We start from the raw sequence: 15,193 nt of genomic DNA, 5'->3' as shown, positions 1-15,193 counted from the left end.
GAAGTTAATTTTCATGGTAGTTCAATAAAAAAAGGCTGCTTTTTTGGTAGCTTGCCCACAAGTTACTATTTACGCTGCCTCTAACTTAATGATTGGTGGGAACCCTGTGGAACGTAAAACCGCTTATTTTTTTTGAAAAAGTGAAATTACTCTCTTTAAAGTGTTGAAAAATATCTTTGTTACACAAAATACTTAGGAGAGGAGACATGAAATGGAATTTTTTCTACTTACACTTTTATTGCTCGCTGTTATCGGATTGTCTAGTTTCATCCATCATTTTATGCCATACATACCAGTGCCGCTGGTTCAAATTGCACTAGGGGTTTTGCTTGCGGCACTTCCAATAGGAATTCATATCCCTATGGAGCCGGAATTGTTCTTCGTTTTATTTATCGCCCCCCTGCTTTTTCATGATGGAAAAAATGTTTCACGGCACGCATTATGGAAATTACGAAAACCAATCCTATTGCTAGCTCTCGGGCTTGTGTTTGTCACCGTATTCGCAATTGGATACTTAATCTATTGGCTCATCCCATCGATTCCATTGCCTGCGGCTTTTGCGTTAGCGGCCATCCTTTCTCCTACTGATGTCGTTGCCGTGAGTGCCATTTCAAGCAGGGTAAAGATACCGCAAACAATTATGCATGTCCTTGAGGGAGAAGGACTCATGAATGATGCCTCCGGTTTAGTAGCGTTTAAATTTGCTGTAGCCGCCACTGTGACGGGCGTTTTTTCATTGGCTGAGGCAAGCTGGAGCTTTTTAGTTATTTCCATTGGAGGTCTAGTAGGTGGTGCCATTCTTGCCGTCCTTATTATCCAATTGAAAATCTTTATTCGACGGCTGGGGATGGAGGATGTAACGATTCACATGCTCATCCAACTCCTCACCCCTTTTGTGATTTTTTACCTGGTTGAGCATTTCCATCTCTCTGGCATTTTATCTGTCGTAGCAGCAGGCATTGTTCATACCATCTATCGCGATCGTGACCAATCCCCTGCAATGCAATTGCAAGTGGTTTCTCAAAGTACCTGGACCGTACTTATCTATATTCTGAACGGATTGGTATTTGTGCTGCTGGGCTTACAAATACCAAGTGTCATTAGTGAAATTTTTCAAGACCCATTGTTTAATAATTGGGAAGTGAGTAAGTATATTTTCATCATTTCTGCTTCACTTTTCGTCCTTCGCTTCTTGTGGATCGGGGCTGCCTGGCATTGGGGCTGGCTGAAAAAGCAAATCCAAATGCCTTCGATGAGAGCAATTGGCATCATTACGATTTCAGGTGTACGAGGGGCTGTTACACTAGCCGGTGCATTTACGATTCCCTATGTACTGGCGGATGGAAGTCCTTTTCCTCAGCGCTCGTTATTCATCTTTATTGCTGCTGGGGTAATCCTTGTAACACTAGTAGCAGCGAGCACTTTCTTGCCGGTTCTCGCCAAGCCGGATAAAGGAAATACGGATAAACTTAAGGAGGAAATGGAACAGGTTGCTATGATCCGAACAATCGACTCTGCGATTCGTTCGATTCGGGAATTGATGAATGATGAAAATCGTGGAGCAGCTGTCTCCGTTATTTCAGCATACACTCAAATTCGGAATCGCCTTACCAATGCAAGTGATGAAAACTCCGAGCGACTGAAATTAGTAGAAAATGAAATTCGGATGAAGGCCCTTGATGCCGAAGCCAACTACATCGAAAAATTGAAAAAAGAGGGACAAATTGACCGTGAAATGACTTATATGTCTGAAGAACATATCCATCGGATGAGGCTCGCGGTTACAAACCGAATCCACTACCGTAGATTATTTATTTGGACCTTGGTTAAAAGAAGTTTGTATCAGGTTGTTCATCTTTTTCTGCCAAATAACAAAGAACGGCTTACACATCGCCAAGCACAAATAAAAAAGATCATCCGACTAAAAGTAAGCATGGCGAAAGCAGCTATTCAGTATTTGAAGAATCAAATGACTTCTGAAAATGCCAATATTTATTTGGTCATTATCGGAGAATATAGCGAATTAATCATGAAATTAAAACTAGCCAAAAAAGGCGCAGATTCTACTCACTACACACAATTACAAAGAGAATTACGTGTGAAAGCCTTTCAAGCAGAACGTGATGAAATACAGAACTTGTACGAAGAAGGTGAAATCACTATCGATGTCACACGGAAAATTCGTAAGCAGATCAATATACGGGAAGCTTATTGGATGGAAGAAAGTAGTTTGCATTCTCATTAACGGTACAGAACATATGCTAAGGCGGCAGGAACCATATCCCTGCCGCCTCTTTATCTTAATATAAAAAACCTTAGCAAAGTCGATATCATATATTCTAGTGCTTTTCGGTATGGTATTACAATTGGGAATATTTATTTATTGTTTTTTACGCTTTTACGCCAGACAGATGTCCCCCGTATCTAGGAAGAATCATATCCTTCGTATAAACATCCACTTGATGAAGTGTTTCAACGATTGTCGGTATATCCAATGCCTTGACAAGTTTATTAATTGCTTGAACACCCGCCTCTGCATGTGCTTCTCTTTCTTCGGGTGTTTTTAATAGCGGTGTAGCCATATGATCAGATGGTTCATCAAAGTAAGAACCCACTGCGCCGGATTGATAAGCGTATTTTCCCAATGTATTACCAGGATTATTACCCATCCCTGCTAACATATGTTGAACATCATACGTAACAGAATGAGATTCAGGTACATTCAATGGAACATCTTCTATTCTGCCTAAAACTTTATAAGCACCGATGGTCATATCATGAAATGCATCCATCAGATTGAAATTAGTTGCCTCTGCTGCTTTTAATACATCCATATACAAAGCAGGCACTTTTGTTTCGTCAAAGAAATCGCGAACCATGCCGCTTACTGTCAAATAAGCTGGACCATGACTGGTGATATAAATTTGTCGTCTAAAGCCTTGATTTAGTAATGACTTTGCAATCTTATCTAAATAAGCCATTCCGTCTTTTATGCTCATTTGAATCGTTCCCCGACCAACGATTGTTCCGCCTGGGAAGAAATAAGGTAAGTTATGCAAAACAAGTCCATCTGATGCCTCAGCCATTTTTAAAGCAATTGCTTCCGCCAAAACAGTTTCAGAATCGAGCGGTAAAGCTCCATGAGTTTCCGTTACTCCAACTGGAACAAAGATAATATCATTTCGATCTAAATATTCTTCAACTTCCCCATTTGTCATTTTTGATAGGAATCTAGTACGCATATGAACCTCTCCTATTATTCTATTTAATAACGATTCACTATAAAGAGCTCTCCTTATTACGACGCTCTTCTTTCTTTTAATACTGCATACATTTCATTTGTGCTCTTTGCATTTAGGTTAAAGATTAAACCTACACCGATTAGTATGAGAATAAATGCCACAACTGGCATACCTGTGTACATTTTTAATATACCTTCTGCAACTTCTTGTGACTGTGATTTTGCACCAGATACAAATCCAACCCAACCTAAAGAGTAACTTCCCACTGCTGCTCCTAATCCCATTCCTACTTTACGAGCGAAAGAATAGAGGGAGTATAGGGTTCCTTCGATTTTCTTTCCAGTTTTGTACTCTGTATAATCGATACAGTCTGTAACCAATGCCCAAACAAGCATAACAAATACGGATGAACCGATTGTTGCGATATTGTATAATGCTGCAAATACATATACATTTTCAAACGTAACAAAAGTCATTAAAGCGGATGCAACTAAACTGAATGCTGAAGAAGCAAGAATCAAGTTGCGTTTATTGAATTTTGCTACGAGTTTTGGAATGACAACGAATAACACAAGTATAATTCCCATGCTAATGAAAGAGTTGATAGCAAATGCACTAGGCATGTTATAATACTCAGCAAATACATAAGCAGCTAACGTAGCAACACCGGAAATAATTAAGGTAGAACCGAGAGTTGCAACCATCATACCGATTAATGGTCTGTTGGAAAATGCTACTTTAAATGCATCCTTGAAATCGTAATCAGGCTTAGCTCCTGCAGACTTTTCGTCACGGATACGTTCAGTTGTTAATTTTACAAGCCCTGTATAAGAAAATAATGATAAAATACTGAATACAATAGCGATATAGAAGAATGCTTCTGGAACGATATTTCCAGCTTTATCATAGATGAACATTGGAACAAAGGATAAGAAACCAACTCCTACAATCATACCGCCGATCGAACGGGCACGAGATAATTTTGTACGTTCAACAGGATCATTTGTGATTACAGATGCTAATGAACCATATGGAATGGCATCAGCAGTATAAGCAACACAGAAGAATAGATAAGCAGCTACTACCCAAATGTGAGTAGCGGTAGATTCCCAACTTGATATATCTGCAAAAGCTAATAAACATGCTGCTGCTAGTAACCATTTAGAAAAGCTAATCCAAGGCAAGAACTTATCTCCACTTTTTCCTATTCTAAAACGGTCAGTAATTGTCCCCATAATTCCAGTCACAATGGCATCGAATATTTTTCCGACTAAAAACATCGTCCCCATAAAGTAAGGGCTTACACCCAATACATAGGTACAAAAGACAATAAAGAAAGAACCAATATATAAGTTAACGAAACTTCCTCCAACATCTCCTAACGCATAACCAATTTGGTCTCTTACTCCAAACTTTTTCATGTAGAACCCTCCCCTGAATTTTTTCTTTTTTTGTAAACGCTTTATCTGGTACGTGATTAGTATACATCGAATCGCAATTACACTTTTGCACTATAATTGCATGTTTTTATAGTATAATTGCATGAATTTTTAAACAAATGAAGGGAAAAAATAATGCAGCTAGAATAAGAAGGGCAGAATAAATAGGTGCATGATTTCTCATGCACCAACTAAAAGATCACATACGTCTCTTCATTTATTGAGGTTTCTTCCTCTTCTTTTTAAACTCTACAGGAGTTACTCCTTCTATCTCTTTGAAAAATTTAGAAAAATACTGAGGGTTGCTGAACCCCACCATATATGCAATTTCAGTCATCGAAAGATTTGAAAATAGGATCAGCTCTTTTGCTTCTCTTATTCTTCTCAGATTTCGATAATTACTGATAGTGATTCCTTTTTCTTTCTTAAAGGTACGCATTAAATGTGAAGGATGAACATGTATTTTCTCTGCCATATCCTCCATGGAAATGTCCTCCGAAAAGTTCATCTCTATATAGTTCTCTGCTTTCTCTACAATGGTTAAGTTGTCACTTTTCGATTTTCGGATGGCAGGGTCGGAATACTCTGTTACCATATTTAAATGTATTTTTCCTAGTTCAGAAAAGGTTTCGGCATGCTCGATCATAATTGCATATTTTTCTGATATAAAGTGACTTTGCCACGGACTTAATCCGCCCTTTTCAGCCGCATAGCTATAAAGGGTATTGTGTGATAATAGAATATTTTTATAAGATCGGACTTTATCATTTGGGACTCTGTTAAGAATCTTTAATTGATCATCTCTAAATTGCAGAGACGCATCTCCTTGATATTCGGCTACCAAATCTCGATCAGCATGTTGAATTCCGGAGAGTAATTTTTCCCTTAGCTTATGGCCAGTTTCAATGGATTCAGGCGTAAGTCCATTTCGATTTATGTGCGAATTTGGAGGATCTGCTTGCGGTTGTTCCTTCATTTAAAGTCCCTGCCTTATGCATTCTGTCATAAGTCCTATTATATTATCTTTTGGGACATATTGCATTTGATTCTAGAGGCCTCAAATCCATTAACACGATAAATCCTTTTCTGTAACCGACTGACTGAACCATAGCTTTTTGACATTTTGTGAAAATTGGACATAGTTTATTTTCTCCAGTACATCCTAAAAAGAAGAACCTTGTGGACGGAGGATGAAAAGCTTGAACATCGATGATATCATCATTGCACGGGATAAAATGAAGGGAATTGTCCATATAACACCCCTTGATTATTCCAAAACATTTAGTCAGCTCGCTCATAATGAAGTCTATTTAAAGCTTGAGAACCTTCAAAAAACAGGCTCCTTTAAAGTAAGGGGCTCTTACAATAAGCTTAATTCACTATCAAAGGAAGAACTAACAAAGGGAGTAATTGCTGCTTCTGCTGGAAACCATGCTCAAGGAGTAGCGTATTCAAGTCAAATGCTTGGCGTACCATGCAAAATTGTGATGCCTAAAGGCGCTCCACTTAGTAAAATCCTAGCCACAAAACAATATGGCGCTGAAGTAATTTTAGAGGGGGCCACATTCGATGATGCTCTCTCCTATGCATTAAAACTGAAAGAGCAACTCGATGCGACCTTTATTCATGCTTTTGACGATGAGGCTATCATGACAGGACAAGGTACGGTCGGGTTAGAAATCCTCGACCAGCTTCCAGATGTTGAGGCGGTTATTTGTCCAATTGGCGGCGGCGGACTGATTGCTGGAGTTTCTATGGCAGTAAAGGAAAAAAATCCTCATATATCTGTTTACGGCGTTCAAGCCCTTGCCTGCCCAAGTATGAAGCAGTCCTTGTTTGAAAATAAACCTGTAATGGTTGACTCCACACCCACAATGGCTGATGGGATCGCGGTTAAAAAACCAGGGCTGAAGCCCTTTGAAATCGTTCAAAAATACGTGGATGATGTTTTTTGTGTCGATGAAATGGAAATTGCCAGGACCATGCTAATGGTTTTGGAGAGGAATAAGCTTTTAGTTGAGGGGTCGGGTGCCGTCTCACTTGCTTCCTTACTTTATGAAAAATTGAATATTAAGGAGAAAAAAGTGGTTGCTGTATTAAGCGGCGGCAACGTAGATATGAATTTTATTTCAAGAATTATAGAACGCGGTTTGGTTGAATCCGGTAGATATGCTAATTTTACAATTACCTTAAAAGACAAACCTGGTGAACTGCAACGAGTCTTAAGCTCGATAACCGATTTGGATGCGAACGTTCAATCTGTTAATCTCCATCGGATTGGCAAAGATATTTATCCCGGCTATGCCCAAATTGAGATTTCAGTCGAGACAAAAAATCACGATCATATTGAACAGCTGCATAAAGTTCTTACCGAGAAAAACTATCATGTGGAAATGGGGAATTTCTAGGAGCTAGGGCTTATACCTAGCTCTTTTCATTCTTAGACACTATAACTTTTTAACAAATTCAGATTTTAAACTCATTGCGCCAAAACCATCTATTTTGCAATCAATATTATGGTCTCCATCAACTAAACGGATGTTTTTAACCTTTGTACCTGCTTTCAAGACTGATGAACTTCCTTTTACTTTCAGGTCCTTGATGACTGTGATAGAGTCCCCATCGGTTAAAACATTTCCATTTGAATCTTTAACAATATTTTGGTCTTCATTTTCTGTTTCTGATTCTACATTCCATTCATGAGCACATTCCGGGCAAACAAAAAGACTTCCATCCTCGTACGTGTATTCGGAATGACATTTAGGGCAATTTGGCAAATTAGACATATGTTTGTTTCCTCCATTCATCCCTGTTATTCTAATACATCCGTGGGTTTCTAGTCTAGGCGGTTATTAATGGTTTAAAAAAAAAGAGTGCCTGACACCAATTCGGGGATGACCGAATTGGTGTCAGGCACCATTCATTTTTCCTATTCTAAATTGCTATGTCGGCCAAAAGCTAGGGTGTGATCCACTTCGTTAAGCTGGCTGAAAAGCAGGCATAAGGTATCAAATAGAATATGAGCGCATTGATCGAATAAAGATCCAAGCGGTTGGATCGTTTTTAACTCATTCTCGCGCCGATATTTTGTCGCTGCGGGTACATGAAGAATCTGCGTTGCCGCCATAGCTAATGGAGACTCTAGATTTGTAGTTACAGCTATTACCGAACAACCAAGTGAATGCGTTTTTTCAGCCGTCCAAACCACATTTTTCGTTGTACCTGAACCCGAAATCGCCACTAAAAGGTCACCTTCAGCAATGGACGGAGTGATCGTTTCTCCGACAACAAAGACGGTTGCTCCCAAATGCATTAAGCGCATCGCAAATGATTTTGCCATTAACCCGGAGCGTCCTTCCCCAATAACAAAAATCCGCTTGGCCTTTTGCAATTGAACCGCTAACTCTTGAAGCTGCTCCTCTTCGACTTGACTGAGGACCGTTTCTACTTCTTTTAATATTGTAGGAATGACTAACATGTTCTATTTCCCTCCGTTTGTAAAATAAGTTGTTTAAATTGTGCCGCTGCCGCTGACGGATTATCCGCTTTTGTAATAGCAGAGCCAATAATCACAACAGCTGGGTTTAAAGACCGTACGAAGTCTTCCATCGAATCTAGGGTAATTCCTCCAGCTGCCGCTACCTGAAATCCTGAAAAATCACTTGGCTTTGTTCCATGATTTTGACTGCCTAATTCCTCTTGTTGGTCCTTACTCACGTGCTCGCAAAATATGGCGTCCTTGTATTTCCTTAAGTCTCTTTTTTGTTGATCAGACGTATTTAACAGATCAATCATGACCTTTTTTTGATAACGATGGGCTACTACCATGCAGGTATCAATTGTTACAAGGGGAGAGACTCCCATGACGGTAGCAATATCAGCCCCAGCATCAAAACACAGTTCAAATTCATAACGGGCATTATCAATCGTTTTTATATCGGCCACAATTTGTTTATTTGGAAATGCTTGTTTCATCTCTTTTATGCTAGCCACACCGAATTCTTTGATTAGAGAAGTACCAACCTCAATCCAATCAATGGAATCCTCTACTTTCCTTGTTAACTCGATGGCTTCAGCTATTTCCATCCGATCCAAAGCAAGTTGTATTTTCATATTCAAACTCCTTTACATGGGGGTTAGATAAATCGGTTTACTAAATCGGTTTATGAATTGATTATACTTCATTTGTAAGCGTTTTTCAATGAACAAAGTGTGCCCGAACCAGTTTTGGTGTCAGGCACTAATGAATCCTTTTACATCATCTTGCTTGGAAAAACAAACACTTCAGGAGGTGTTTGTTCTTTATTAATCTGTTGGAATAACAGTTCGGCCGCCTTTTTTCCCATATCTGTTGCCGGTTGAATGATGAAGGAAATGGGCGCCTCTAGCATGTTGGAGAATGGGATATTATCAAATACAATCAACTCAAGCTCTTTCCCAAGCTTAATTCCCTTTTCTTTTAAAAACTCCCCTACCGCCATAAATACACGATCATTGGCAGCAAAGAGTGCCGTTGGCTTAACCTTTAATGAAAAGAGCTGTTCTAGTTTGCTTTTCATTTCCGAGATACTTGATTCGATAATGAAATCTGAATTTACCTCTAAATCCGCATCTGTTAAGGCCTTTTTATATCCTGCCAATCGATCGATACGAGTACTAACCGATAGCGGCTGCACCACAAAGGCAATATTCTTGTGACCCTTCGCTATGAAATGCTGCAAGGCCTTGTAAGTGGAATCGGTATTATCCGTAATTACTGAAAACACATCAAGATTCTCGACTCTTCTATCTACAAATACAACAGGATAGCCTTGACGCACCATGGTTTTATATAAATCATTATTTTGTCCAGTAGGAAAAATGATCAGACCATCTACCTGCTTTGCTCTCAACATTTCAATATATTTCTTCTCCTTTTCGGGATCATCATCTGCGTTACAGACGATGGCATGCAAATCATGTTGATGACAAAAATCCTCAATGGCACGGCTGATTTCAGTTGAAAAAAAGTGCGTAATATTGGCAACAATGATTCCAACCATAGAGGTCCGCTTTTGCTTTAGACTTCTTGCGATAAAATTGGGCTGGTAACCAAGTTCTTCAATCGCTTCTTCAATTTTAAGCTTGGTTTTCTCCCCCATATATTCAAACCGTTTATTTAAATATTGAGAAACGGTACTTTTTGACACGCCTGCCGCTTTTGCTACATCGGCCATTGTTACTTTTTCCATGCCTATCTTCCTCTTTCCTCTTGGTTCACTGACTTCATTTTAGCGGCAAATCTACTAATTTTCCAGTAATGATCGATTCAAAGTCGTCCACAGGTAAACAAAAGGAGGATGACCCCCTAAATGACAATGCACTTGTTTATAACCAAGTACTCGCCACTTATGGTCATCCTCCCCCTATGCTTACCGTGCTGACTGGACTTCTTCCATTAACTTCCTTGCATTCTCGGTTATCAAACTTAAATAATCATCCGTTAATGCTTTTTTCGGATCAACCAACGAACTTCCGACACCAACAGCAACCGCTCCAGCACGGATATAATCCTTGGCATTTTCCATGTCAATCCCGCCTGTCGGCATTAACGGAATATGCGGCAGTGGACCCGCTAGATTTTTAAAATAACCAGGGCCTACGCTTCCTGCAGGGAATACTTTAATCACATCGGCACCATACTCATAGGCAGTTAGAATTTCGGTTGCGGTAAATGCACCAGGGACACTAATGACCCCATACCGTTTCGTCATCTCGATCGTTTCCTTGCGAACAGTTGGTGAAAAAACAAACTTTGCTCCTGACAAAATGGCTGCACGGGCAGTCTCAGCGTCTAAAACCGTTCCGGCCCCTACAAAAATCTCATCACCAAACACATCGGCCGCTTTTTCAATAATCGCTAATGCTTTTGGGGTTTCCATCGTAATTTCCAGAGCTGTGACTCCGCCTTCTTTTAGGGCATGGGCCATTGGAATGATGGTTTCCAAACTGGCACCGCGAATGACCGCAACAACCGCCCGTTTTTTGATTTCTTCTACTCCCATTTTAAAAACTCCTTTTATCTCTTTTATGTTATATACAATTGGTAACAGCCTTGGAAAAATCCCAAAGCTGTTGACAGTATTTTTATGCACTCATATTTACATCAGATGGTTTGTTTCTTTCCTTTTTTGCCGCTTTTACCGCCAAAATGGTTAAAATAGCGGAAAGGAATAAAGATCCTGCCATGAAGATGTAAGAAGCACCGAATCCACCTGTAGAATCATTTAAATATCCTACGATATAGGAACCAACAAACGATCCTAATGCACCCATGCTGTTAATAAGGGCCATCGCGCCGCCAGCCACGTTACGAGGGAGGATTTCAGGAATGATCGCAAAGAATGGACCATATGGAGCATACATGGCACCACCGGCAATGACTAATAAGACAAATGAAATCCAGAAATGGTCCGTTCCAATGGCATAAGAGGCATAAAATGCGACTGCACCAATTAATAGGAATGGCCAAACAAAGGCGTTTCGATTCAATGTTTTATCAGAGAAATAAGAAGCTACTAACATAAGAATAATGGCTAAAATATAAGGTACAGAAGACAACCAGCCTGTTTTTACAATATCCATATTTGGCGCTGCTTTAATAATAGAAGGAAGCCACATGACAAACCCATATACACCAATGCTCCAAAGGAAATATTGAGCACTTAACAAAATAACTGGTTTCGATTTAAAAGCTTCACCGTAATTTTTAACCGGCTTAATCCCTTCTTGCTCTTTCGCTAATTGCTGTTCAAAATCATTCTTTTCTTGTTCGGTTAACCATTTTGCATCTCTTGGTTTGTCATTTACAACTTTCCACCAAATAAATGCCCAAATAACGGCAGGAAGACCTTCGGCAATAAACATCCATCTCCAGCCCACAGAATTAACTAAATAACCAGAAACAATTGACATCCATAACACGGTTGCAGGGTTTCCTAAGATTAAGAACGTATTCGCACGAGAACGCTCTGCTTTCGTAAACCAGTTACTTAAGAGTACAAGCATGGACGGCATTACCGCACTTTCAACTACCCCGAGGGCAAAGCGTATCACAAATAACAATTTAATATTGGTGATCATCCCTGTGAAAGAAGCTAATAAACCCCAAGCAATCAATGACCAGAAAATAAGGACTTTTGCACTCTTTTTCTCGGCAAAAGCAGCCCCAGGCACTTGGAAAAAGAAATAACCTAAGAAGAATAGCGAACCAAGTAAGGAAGAAGTACCCGCTGTAATGTGAAGGTCCTCCGCCAATCCTGAAGCAGCACCGAACCCATAGTTAGCACGGTCAAGGTAAGCAAGACTGTAAGTGATAAAAGCAATTGGAATCAGACGTAACCATCGTTGTTTGGCAATCGTTTGTTTCATGTTATTTCACTCCCTGTAAGTTTTTTTCTATATATTTTGCTAACTCTTCTTTGGTTGGATAGCCATCGTTATCACCGGGTGATTGAACTGCTAACGAACCAATTGCATTTCCCCTTGAAACCGCATCATGAACGTGAAGACCTTCGAGTAATCCACTGATCACCCCAACTGCAAAGCCATCGCCCGCACCAACGGTATCAACAACCGTTTCGACATGAAAACCGCGTACCGTTCCTTCTTCGGTTGCTGTTTTATAAAATGCTCCCTCTGCACCAAGCTTAATGACGACAAGCTCGACACCCTTTTCTAAATAAAAGGAAGCGATTTCACGAGGCTCCTTAAAACCTGTTAAAATTTCACCCTCAGCCATTCCCGGCAGCACATAATCAGCAAGGAACGCCACTTCATTAATTTCCTTCACCATTTCTTCGTGTGATGCCCAAAGAGTTGGCCTTAAATTCGGATCAAACGAAACCTTTTTGCCATTCTTTTTCATAAATGATAATGCGTGTCTTGCAAAGGCTCTTGCACTTTCCGAGAGGGCTAATGGAATCCCTGTCATATGCAAGTGCCTTGCATTTTGAAAATACTCTTCATTGAAATCCTCGCTAGTTAAGTGGCTCGCTGCCGAACCCTTGCGAAAATATTGAACCTCTGGGTCGCCTTCTAAAACCATGGATTTCAATTGAAATCCTGTCGGATAATTTTTGTCGATCAACACATGGTCAATGTCAACGTTTTCATTTTTGAGCCTTTCGATGACAAATCTTCCAAACGCATCATTTCCGACTTTGCTTGCCCAACCAGAGCGGAGACCAAGCCGAGCAAGCCCAATTGCCACATTGGTTTCTGCACCGGCAAGCTCACGGGTAAATTGGCCAACTTCGTGTAAGGAACCCGGATGATTAGCCATAAACATTGCCATCGCTTCTCCAAATGTAATCACATCTAACTGTTGCATAATAAAGCCTCACTTTCTGTTATCATCTGAATAAACTCTTTTGTTTTCTCCTTTGGTTCGATAGGAAACTCAAGCGCCTTTGTGATTTCAGATGGTAAACTATTCATAACCTTCTCCCAGCTGTGACTCCCATCTTTTTGAAGAGGCACAGTGATGAACTCGCCATGATCATCTTCTACCTGTTTCAAATGCAGATAATGGACATATGGTGAAAGCTTGCTTAATGCATCGTCTACATCCTGACCGGAATAATACCAGTTCCCTGCGTCAAATGTCATTTTTACTGGTGTGTCCTGCTCGGAGGCGCTTTCAAAAAAGGACGTTAATTGATTGATATTCCCGCCATGTAGCGTCTGGTCATTTTCAACTAGCAATTGAATTCCTTGGAAATGGTTCAAAAAGGTATTCAGCTCGATGACATTTGATTGACCTTTATGAAAATGCCCTAGTGATACTTTTATCCATTTAGCTCCAAGTGCTATTCCTTCGTGAAAGATCTCGTTTAATTCCTTTTCATTTAAACCGTGATCTTTTTTCCATAATTCAATCGGAGCCGAGTACACGGTAAAAAGATGATATTGTTCTATTTCTTTTCTAATGCTATCTAGTGGTGGATCTTGGTCCGACAATAATTCACGGCGAATTTCAATTCCGAAAGCACCGGACTCGGCAATGAGCCTAATGAATGAAGTTTGCCCCTTCTTCAACACTTCAAATCTATCATAAGCATTTAACGGGACAATTACATTTTCCATAACGAAGACTCCTTTTTAAAAAGTAATTCTGATAAATCGTTTTAGTAAACCGGTTTAGTAAATCGATTTATTCATATTATAATCCAAATGAAAGCGTTTTTGCAAGAAAAACTTTTTTTCTTTAATTGATACTACTTTGTGGTGCCTGACACCTTAAAAAATACATAATCTACTCTGGTGCCTGACACCATAAAATGGATTCAAATTACTTTGAGGAAAATGTAGAAAAGGTAAAAGGTGTGGAACCCCTAAGTATAGAATCCAAAAAAAAAGACCCCATATAGGAGTTAGAGACCGAAGCTTTTCAACTTCAACTTGTCGATAGATTTTTCTAGTTGCACTTCTACCTTTTCATATTCTTTACGAATGACTCCGACACCCTGTTCCATATCTCGTTGGATCAGGCGTTTGATATATGTCGCAAAGTGGATGTACTGGTTACAATGTTCTAGAAGCTCTCTTTCATAAGGGTCATCGAGGTTGAAAGGGACGGACTTGATCTTTCGATTCAGTTCATTCATCAACAAAGACCGCTTTCCCCATAGAATAAAATCCGAAAGCATTAGCATATTGCGGACTGTATGCTTTGTGTCCGTTTGTCCGGTAGAGGACGGGTCTGATTAGCTTGATATTACTAAAATGCTCTTTAATATATGGCAGAAGATATTCAGCAATTCCTCCGCAAAGATAAGTTGGTTCGTATAAGTTCCACTTGCCTCGAAGTTCCGCCAGGATGGCTACTGCCATTTGTTTTTCTGTCATTTCCATGTCTGTTTCAGCACCGAAAGCAAGGGTCCCGCTTTTCCTGTCAATAAAGTAGCCATCTTCCACTCTTAAATAGTTGAAGGTACCACTTCCGGCGTCGATGATGTTCGCAATGTCCTCCGGCCTGTCTTCCATGCTGAAGTATGCCCCAGACCCTTCAGGAGCGACTTTTACTTCCTCGATGTAAAACGTCTTCCTAACATTGTTCACCGTGATCGTGTGTTCCCCTTTCAGCATGTTCTCCATACTTTCCCTGTCTTTATTCACCATTCCACGGATCGGCTGCCCAATCACTACACAGTTCCCGTCCGTTTTACCATACTGATGAACTGCCACCAGTACCCTGATCTTTGTTTCTTCGTGCGCCTTCGAAATATCTCTCGGCTCTCTTATTGCATGACATTCCCGCCAGGCGATATTCCCCACAAACAGCTTCTCGTCCCCGTACTCGACGATGTAGTCGCCGGCTTCCATTTGGCTGCTATCTGCATTCACCAAATGAAGATGGCGGTAAGGTCCAATTGTTGACCTAAACTTAAACACATCGTCCCTTGTTCTTCCTTTCACCTCGTATGCGCCGGCATCAATCGCTAATATCCATTTGTGAGTCATTTTTTCTAC

Annotated in this window: 15 protein-coding genes; 2 read left to right on the top strand and 13 right to left on the bottom strand. The window is 40.2% G+C overall.

What is annotated here, in order from left to right:
* The first annotated feature begins 211 nt into the window (after positions 1 to 211).
* The gene (locus tag J7E63_RS25455) at positions 212 to 2,245 is read left to right on the top strand and encodes a Na+/H+ antiporter (protein WP_215017654.1); all 2,034 of its coding nucleotides are present in this window, start codon (positions 212 to 214) and stop codon (positions 2,243 to 2,245) included.
* A 145-nt stretch (positions 2,246 to 2,390) separates the two neighbouring features.
* On the opposite strand, the gene J7E63_RS25450 is transcribed toward J7E63_RS25455, so the two are convergent.
* The 3 genes from J7E63_RS25450 to J7E63_RS25440 form a co-directional block, all read right to left on the bottom strand.
* On the bottom strand, positions 2,391 to 3,242 hold the full coding sequence (locus J7E63_RS25450) for a creatininase family protein (RefSeq protein WP_215017652.1): 852 nt from the start codon (positions 3,240 to 3,242) through the stop codon (positions 2,391 to 2,393).
* A 56-nt stretch (positions 3,243 to 3,298) separates the two neighbouring features.
* On the bottom strand, positions 3,299 to 4,663 hold the full coding sequence (locus J7E63_RS25445; protein WP_215017650.1) for an MFS transporter: 1,365 nt from the start codon (positions 4,661 to 4,663) through the stop codon (positions 3,299 to 3,301).
* 235 nt (positions 4,664 to 4,898) lie between these two features.
* A complete protein-coding gene (locus tag J7E63_RS25440; protein ID WP_215017648.1) occupies positions 4,899 to 5,657 on the bottom strand; it encodes a helix-turn-helix transcriptional regulator in 759 nt (252 codons plus the stop codon).
* A 259-nt stretch (positions 5,658 to 5,916) separates the two neighbouring features.
* Between J7E63_RS25440 and ilvA the strand changes: the two genes are divergently transcribed.
* A complete protein-coding gene (gene ilvA / locus J7E63_RS25435) occupies positions 5,917 to 7,089 on the top strand; it encodes a threonine ammonia-lyase (protein WP_251033767.1) in 1,173 nt (390 codons plus the stop codon).
* A gap of 39 nt (positions 7,090 to 7,128) precedes the next feature.
* On the opposite strand, the gene J7E63_RS25430 is transcribed toward ilvA, so the two are convergent.
* The 10 genes from J7E63_RS25430 to J7E63_RS25385 form a co-directional block, all read right to left on the bottom strand.
* Positions 7,129 to 7,467, bottom strand: a complete 339-nt coding sequence (locus J7E63_RS25430; protein ID WP_215017644.1) for a zinc ribbon domain-containing protein YjdM — start codon at positions 7,465 to 7,467, stop codon at positions 7,129 to 7,131.
* Positions 7,468 to 7,610: 143 nt separating this feature from the next.
* On the bottom strand, positions 7,611 to 8,159 hold the full coding sequence (hxlB, locus tag J7E63_RS25425; RefSeq protein WP_215017642.1) for a 6-phospho-3-hexuloisomerase: 549 nt from the start codon (positions 8,157 to 8,159) through the stop codon (positions 7,611 to 7,613).
* Positions 8,153 to 8,794 carry a 3-hexulose-6-phosphate synthase gene (gene hxlA / locus J7E63_RS25420; RefSeq protein WP_215017640.1) on the bottom strand — a complete coding sequence of 214 codons (642 nt, stop codon included), beginning with the start codon at positions 8,792 to 8,794 and terminating at the stop codon, positions 8,153 to 8,155. Before hxlA ends, hxlB begins: the two co-directional genes overlap by 7 nt.
* A gap of 140 nt (positions 8,795 to 8,934) precedes the next feature.
* Positions 8,935 to 9,912: a LacI family DNA-binding transcriptional regulator gene (locus J7E63_RS25415; protein WP_215017638.1), complete on the bottom strand. Its 978-nt coding sequence runs from the start codon at positions 9,910 to 9,912 to the stop codon at positions 8,935 to 8,937.
* 180 nt (positions 9,913 to 10,092) lie between these two features.
* Positions 10,093 to 10,725 (bottom strand): bifunctional 4-hydroxy-2-oxoglutarate aldolase/2-dehydro-3-deoxy-phosphogluconate aldolase, encoded by a 633-nt coding sequence (locus tag J7E63_RS25410; protein ID WP_215017636.1) that lies wholly within the window; start codon positions 10,723 to 10,725, stop codon positions 10,093 to 10,095.
* 82 nt (positions 10,726 to 10,807) lie between these two features.
* The gene (locus J7E63_RS25405) at positions 10,808 to 12,091 is read right to left on the bottom strand and encodes an MFS transporter (protein WP_215017634.1); all 1,284 of its coding nucleotides are present in this window, start codon (positions 12,089 to 12,091) and stop codon (positions 10,808 to 10,810) included.
* A 1-nt stretch (position 12,092) separates the two neighbouring features.
* Complete coding sequence (locus J7E63_RS25400) at positions 12,093 to 13,052, bottom strand: sugar kinase (RefSeq protein ID WP_215017632.1); 960 nt, start codon at positions 13,050 to 13,052, stop codon at positions 12,093 to 12,095.
* Positions 13,040 to 13,807, bottom strand: a complete 768-nt coding sequence (locus J7E63_RS25395; RefSeq protein WP_215017630.1) for a sugar phosphate isomerase/epimerase family protein — start codon at positions 13,805 to 13,807, stop codon at positions 13,040 to 13,042. The genes J7E63_RS25400 and J7E63_RS25395 overlap by 13 nt, the downstream gene beginning before the upstream one ends.
* 287 nt (positions 13,808 to 14,094) lie before the next feature.
* Entirely contained in the window at positions 14,095 to 14,328 is a 234-nt protein-coding gene (locus J7E63_RS25390; protein ID WP_251033766.1) for a hypothetical protein, read from the bottom strand.
* The gene (locus J7E63_RS25385; RefSeq protein ID WP_215017627.1) at positions 14,321 to 15,184 is read right to left on the bottom strand and encodes a ParM/StbA family protein; all 864 of its coding nucleotides are present in this window, start codon (positions 15,182 to 15,184) and stop codon (positions 14,321 to 14,323) included. Before J7E63_RS25385 ends, J7E63_RS25390 begins: the two co-directional genes overlap by 8 nt.
* Between the last annotated feature and the right edge of the window lie 9 nt (positions 15,185 to 15,193).

Source organism: Bacillus sp. ISL-75 (assembly GCF_018613095.1).
The sequence above is the reverse complement of the archived record's forward strand: the minus strand, read 5'-3'. Positions and strand labels throughout refer to the sequence as shown.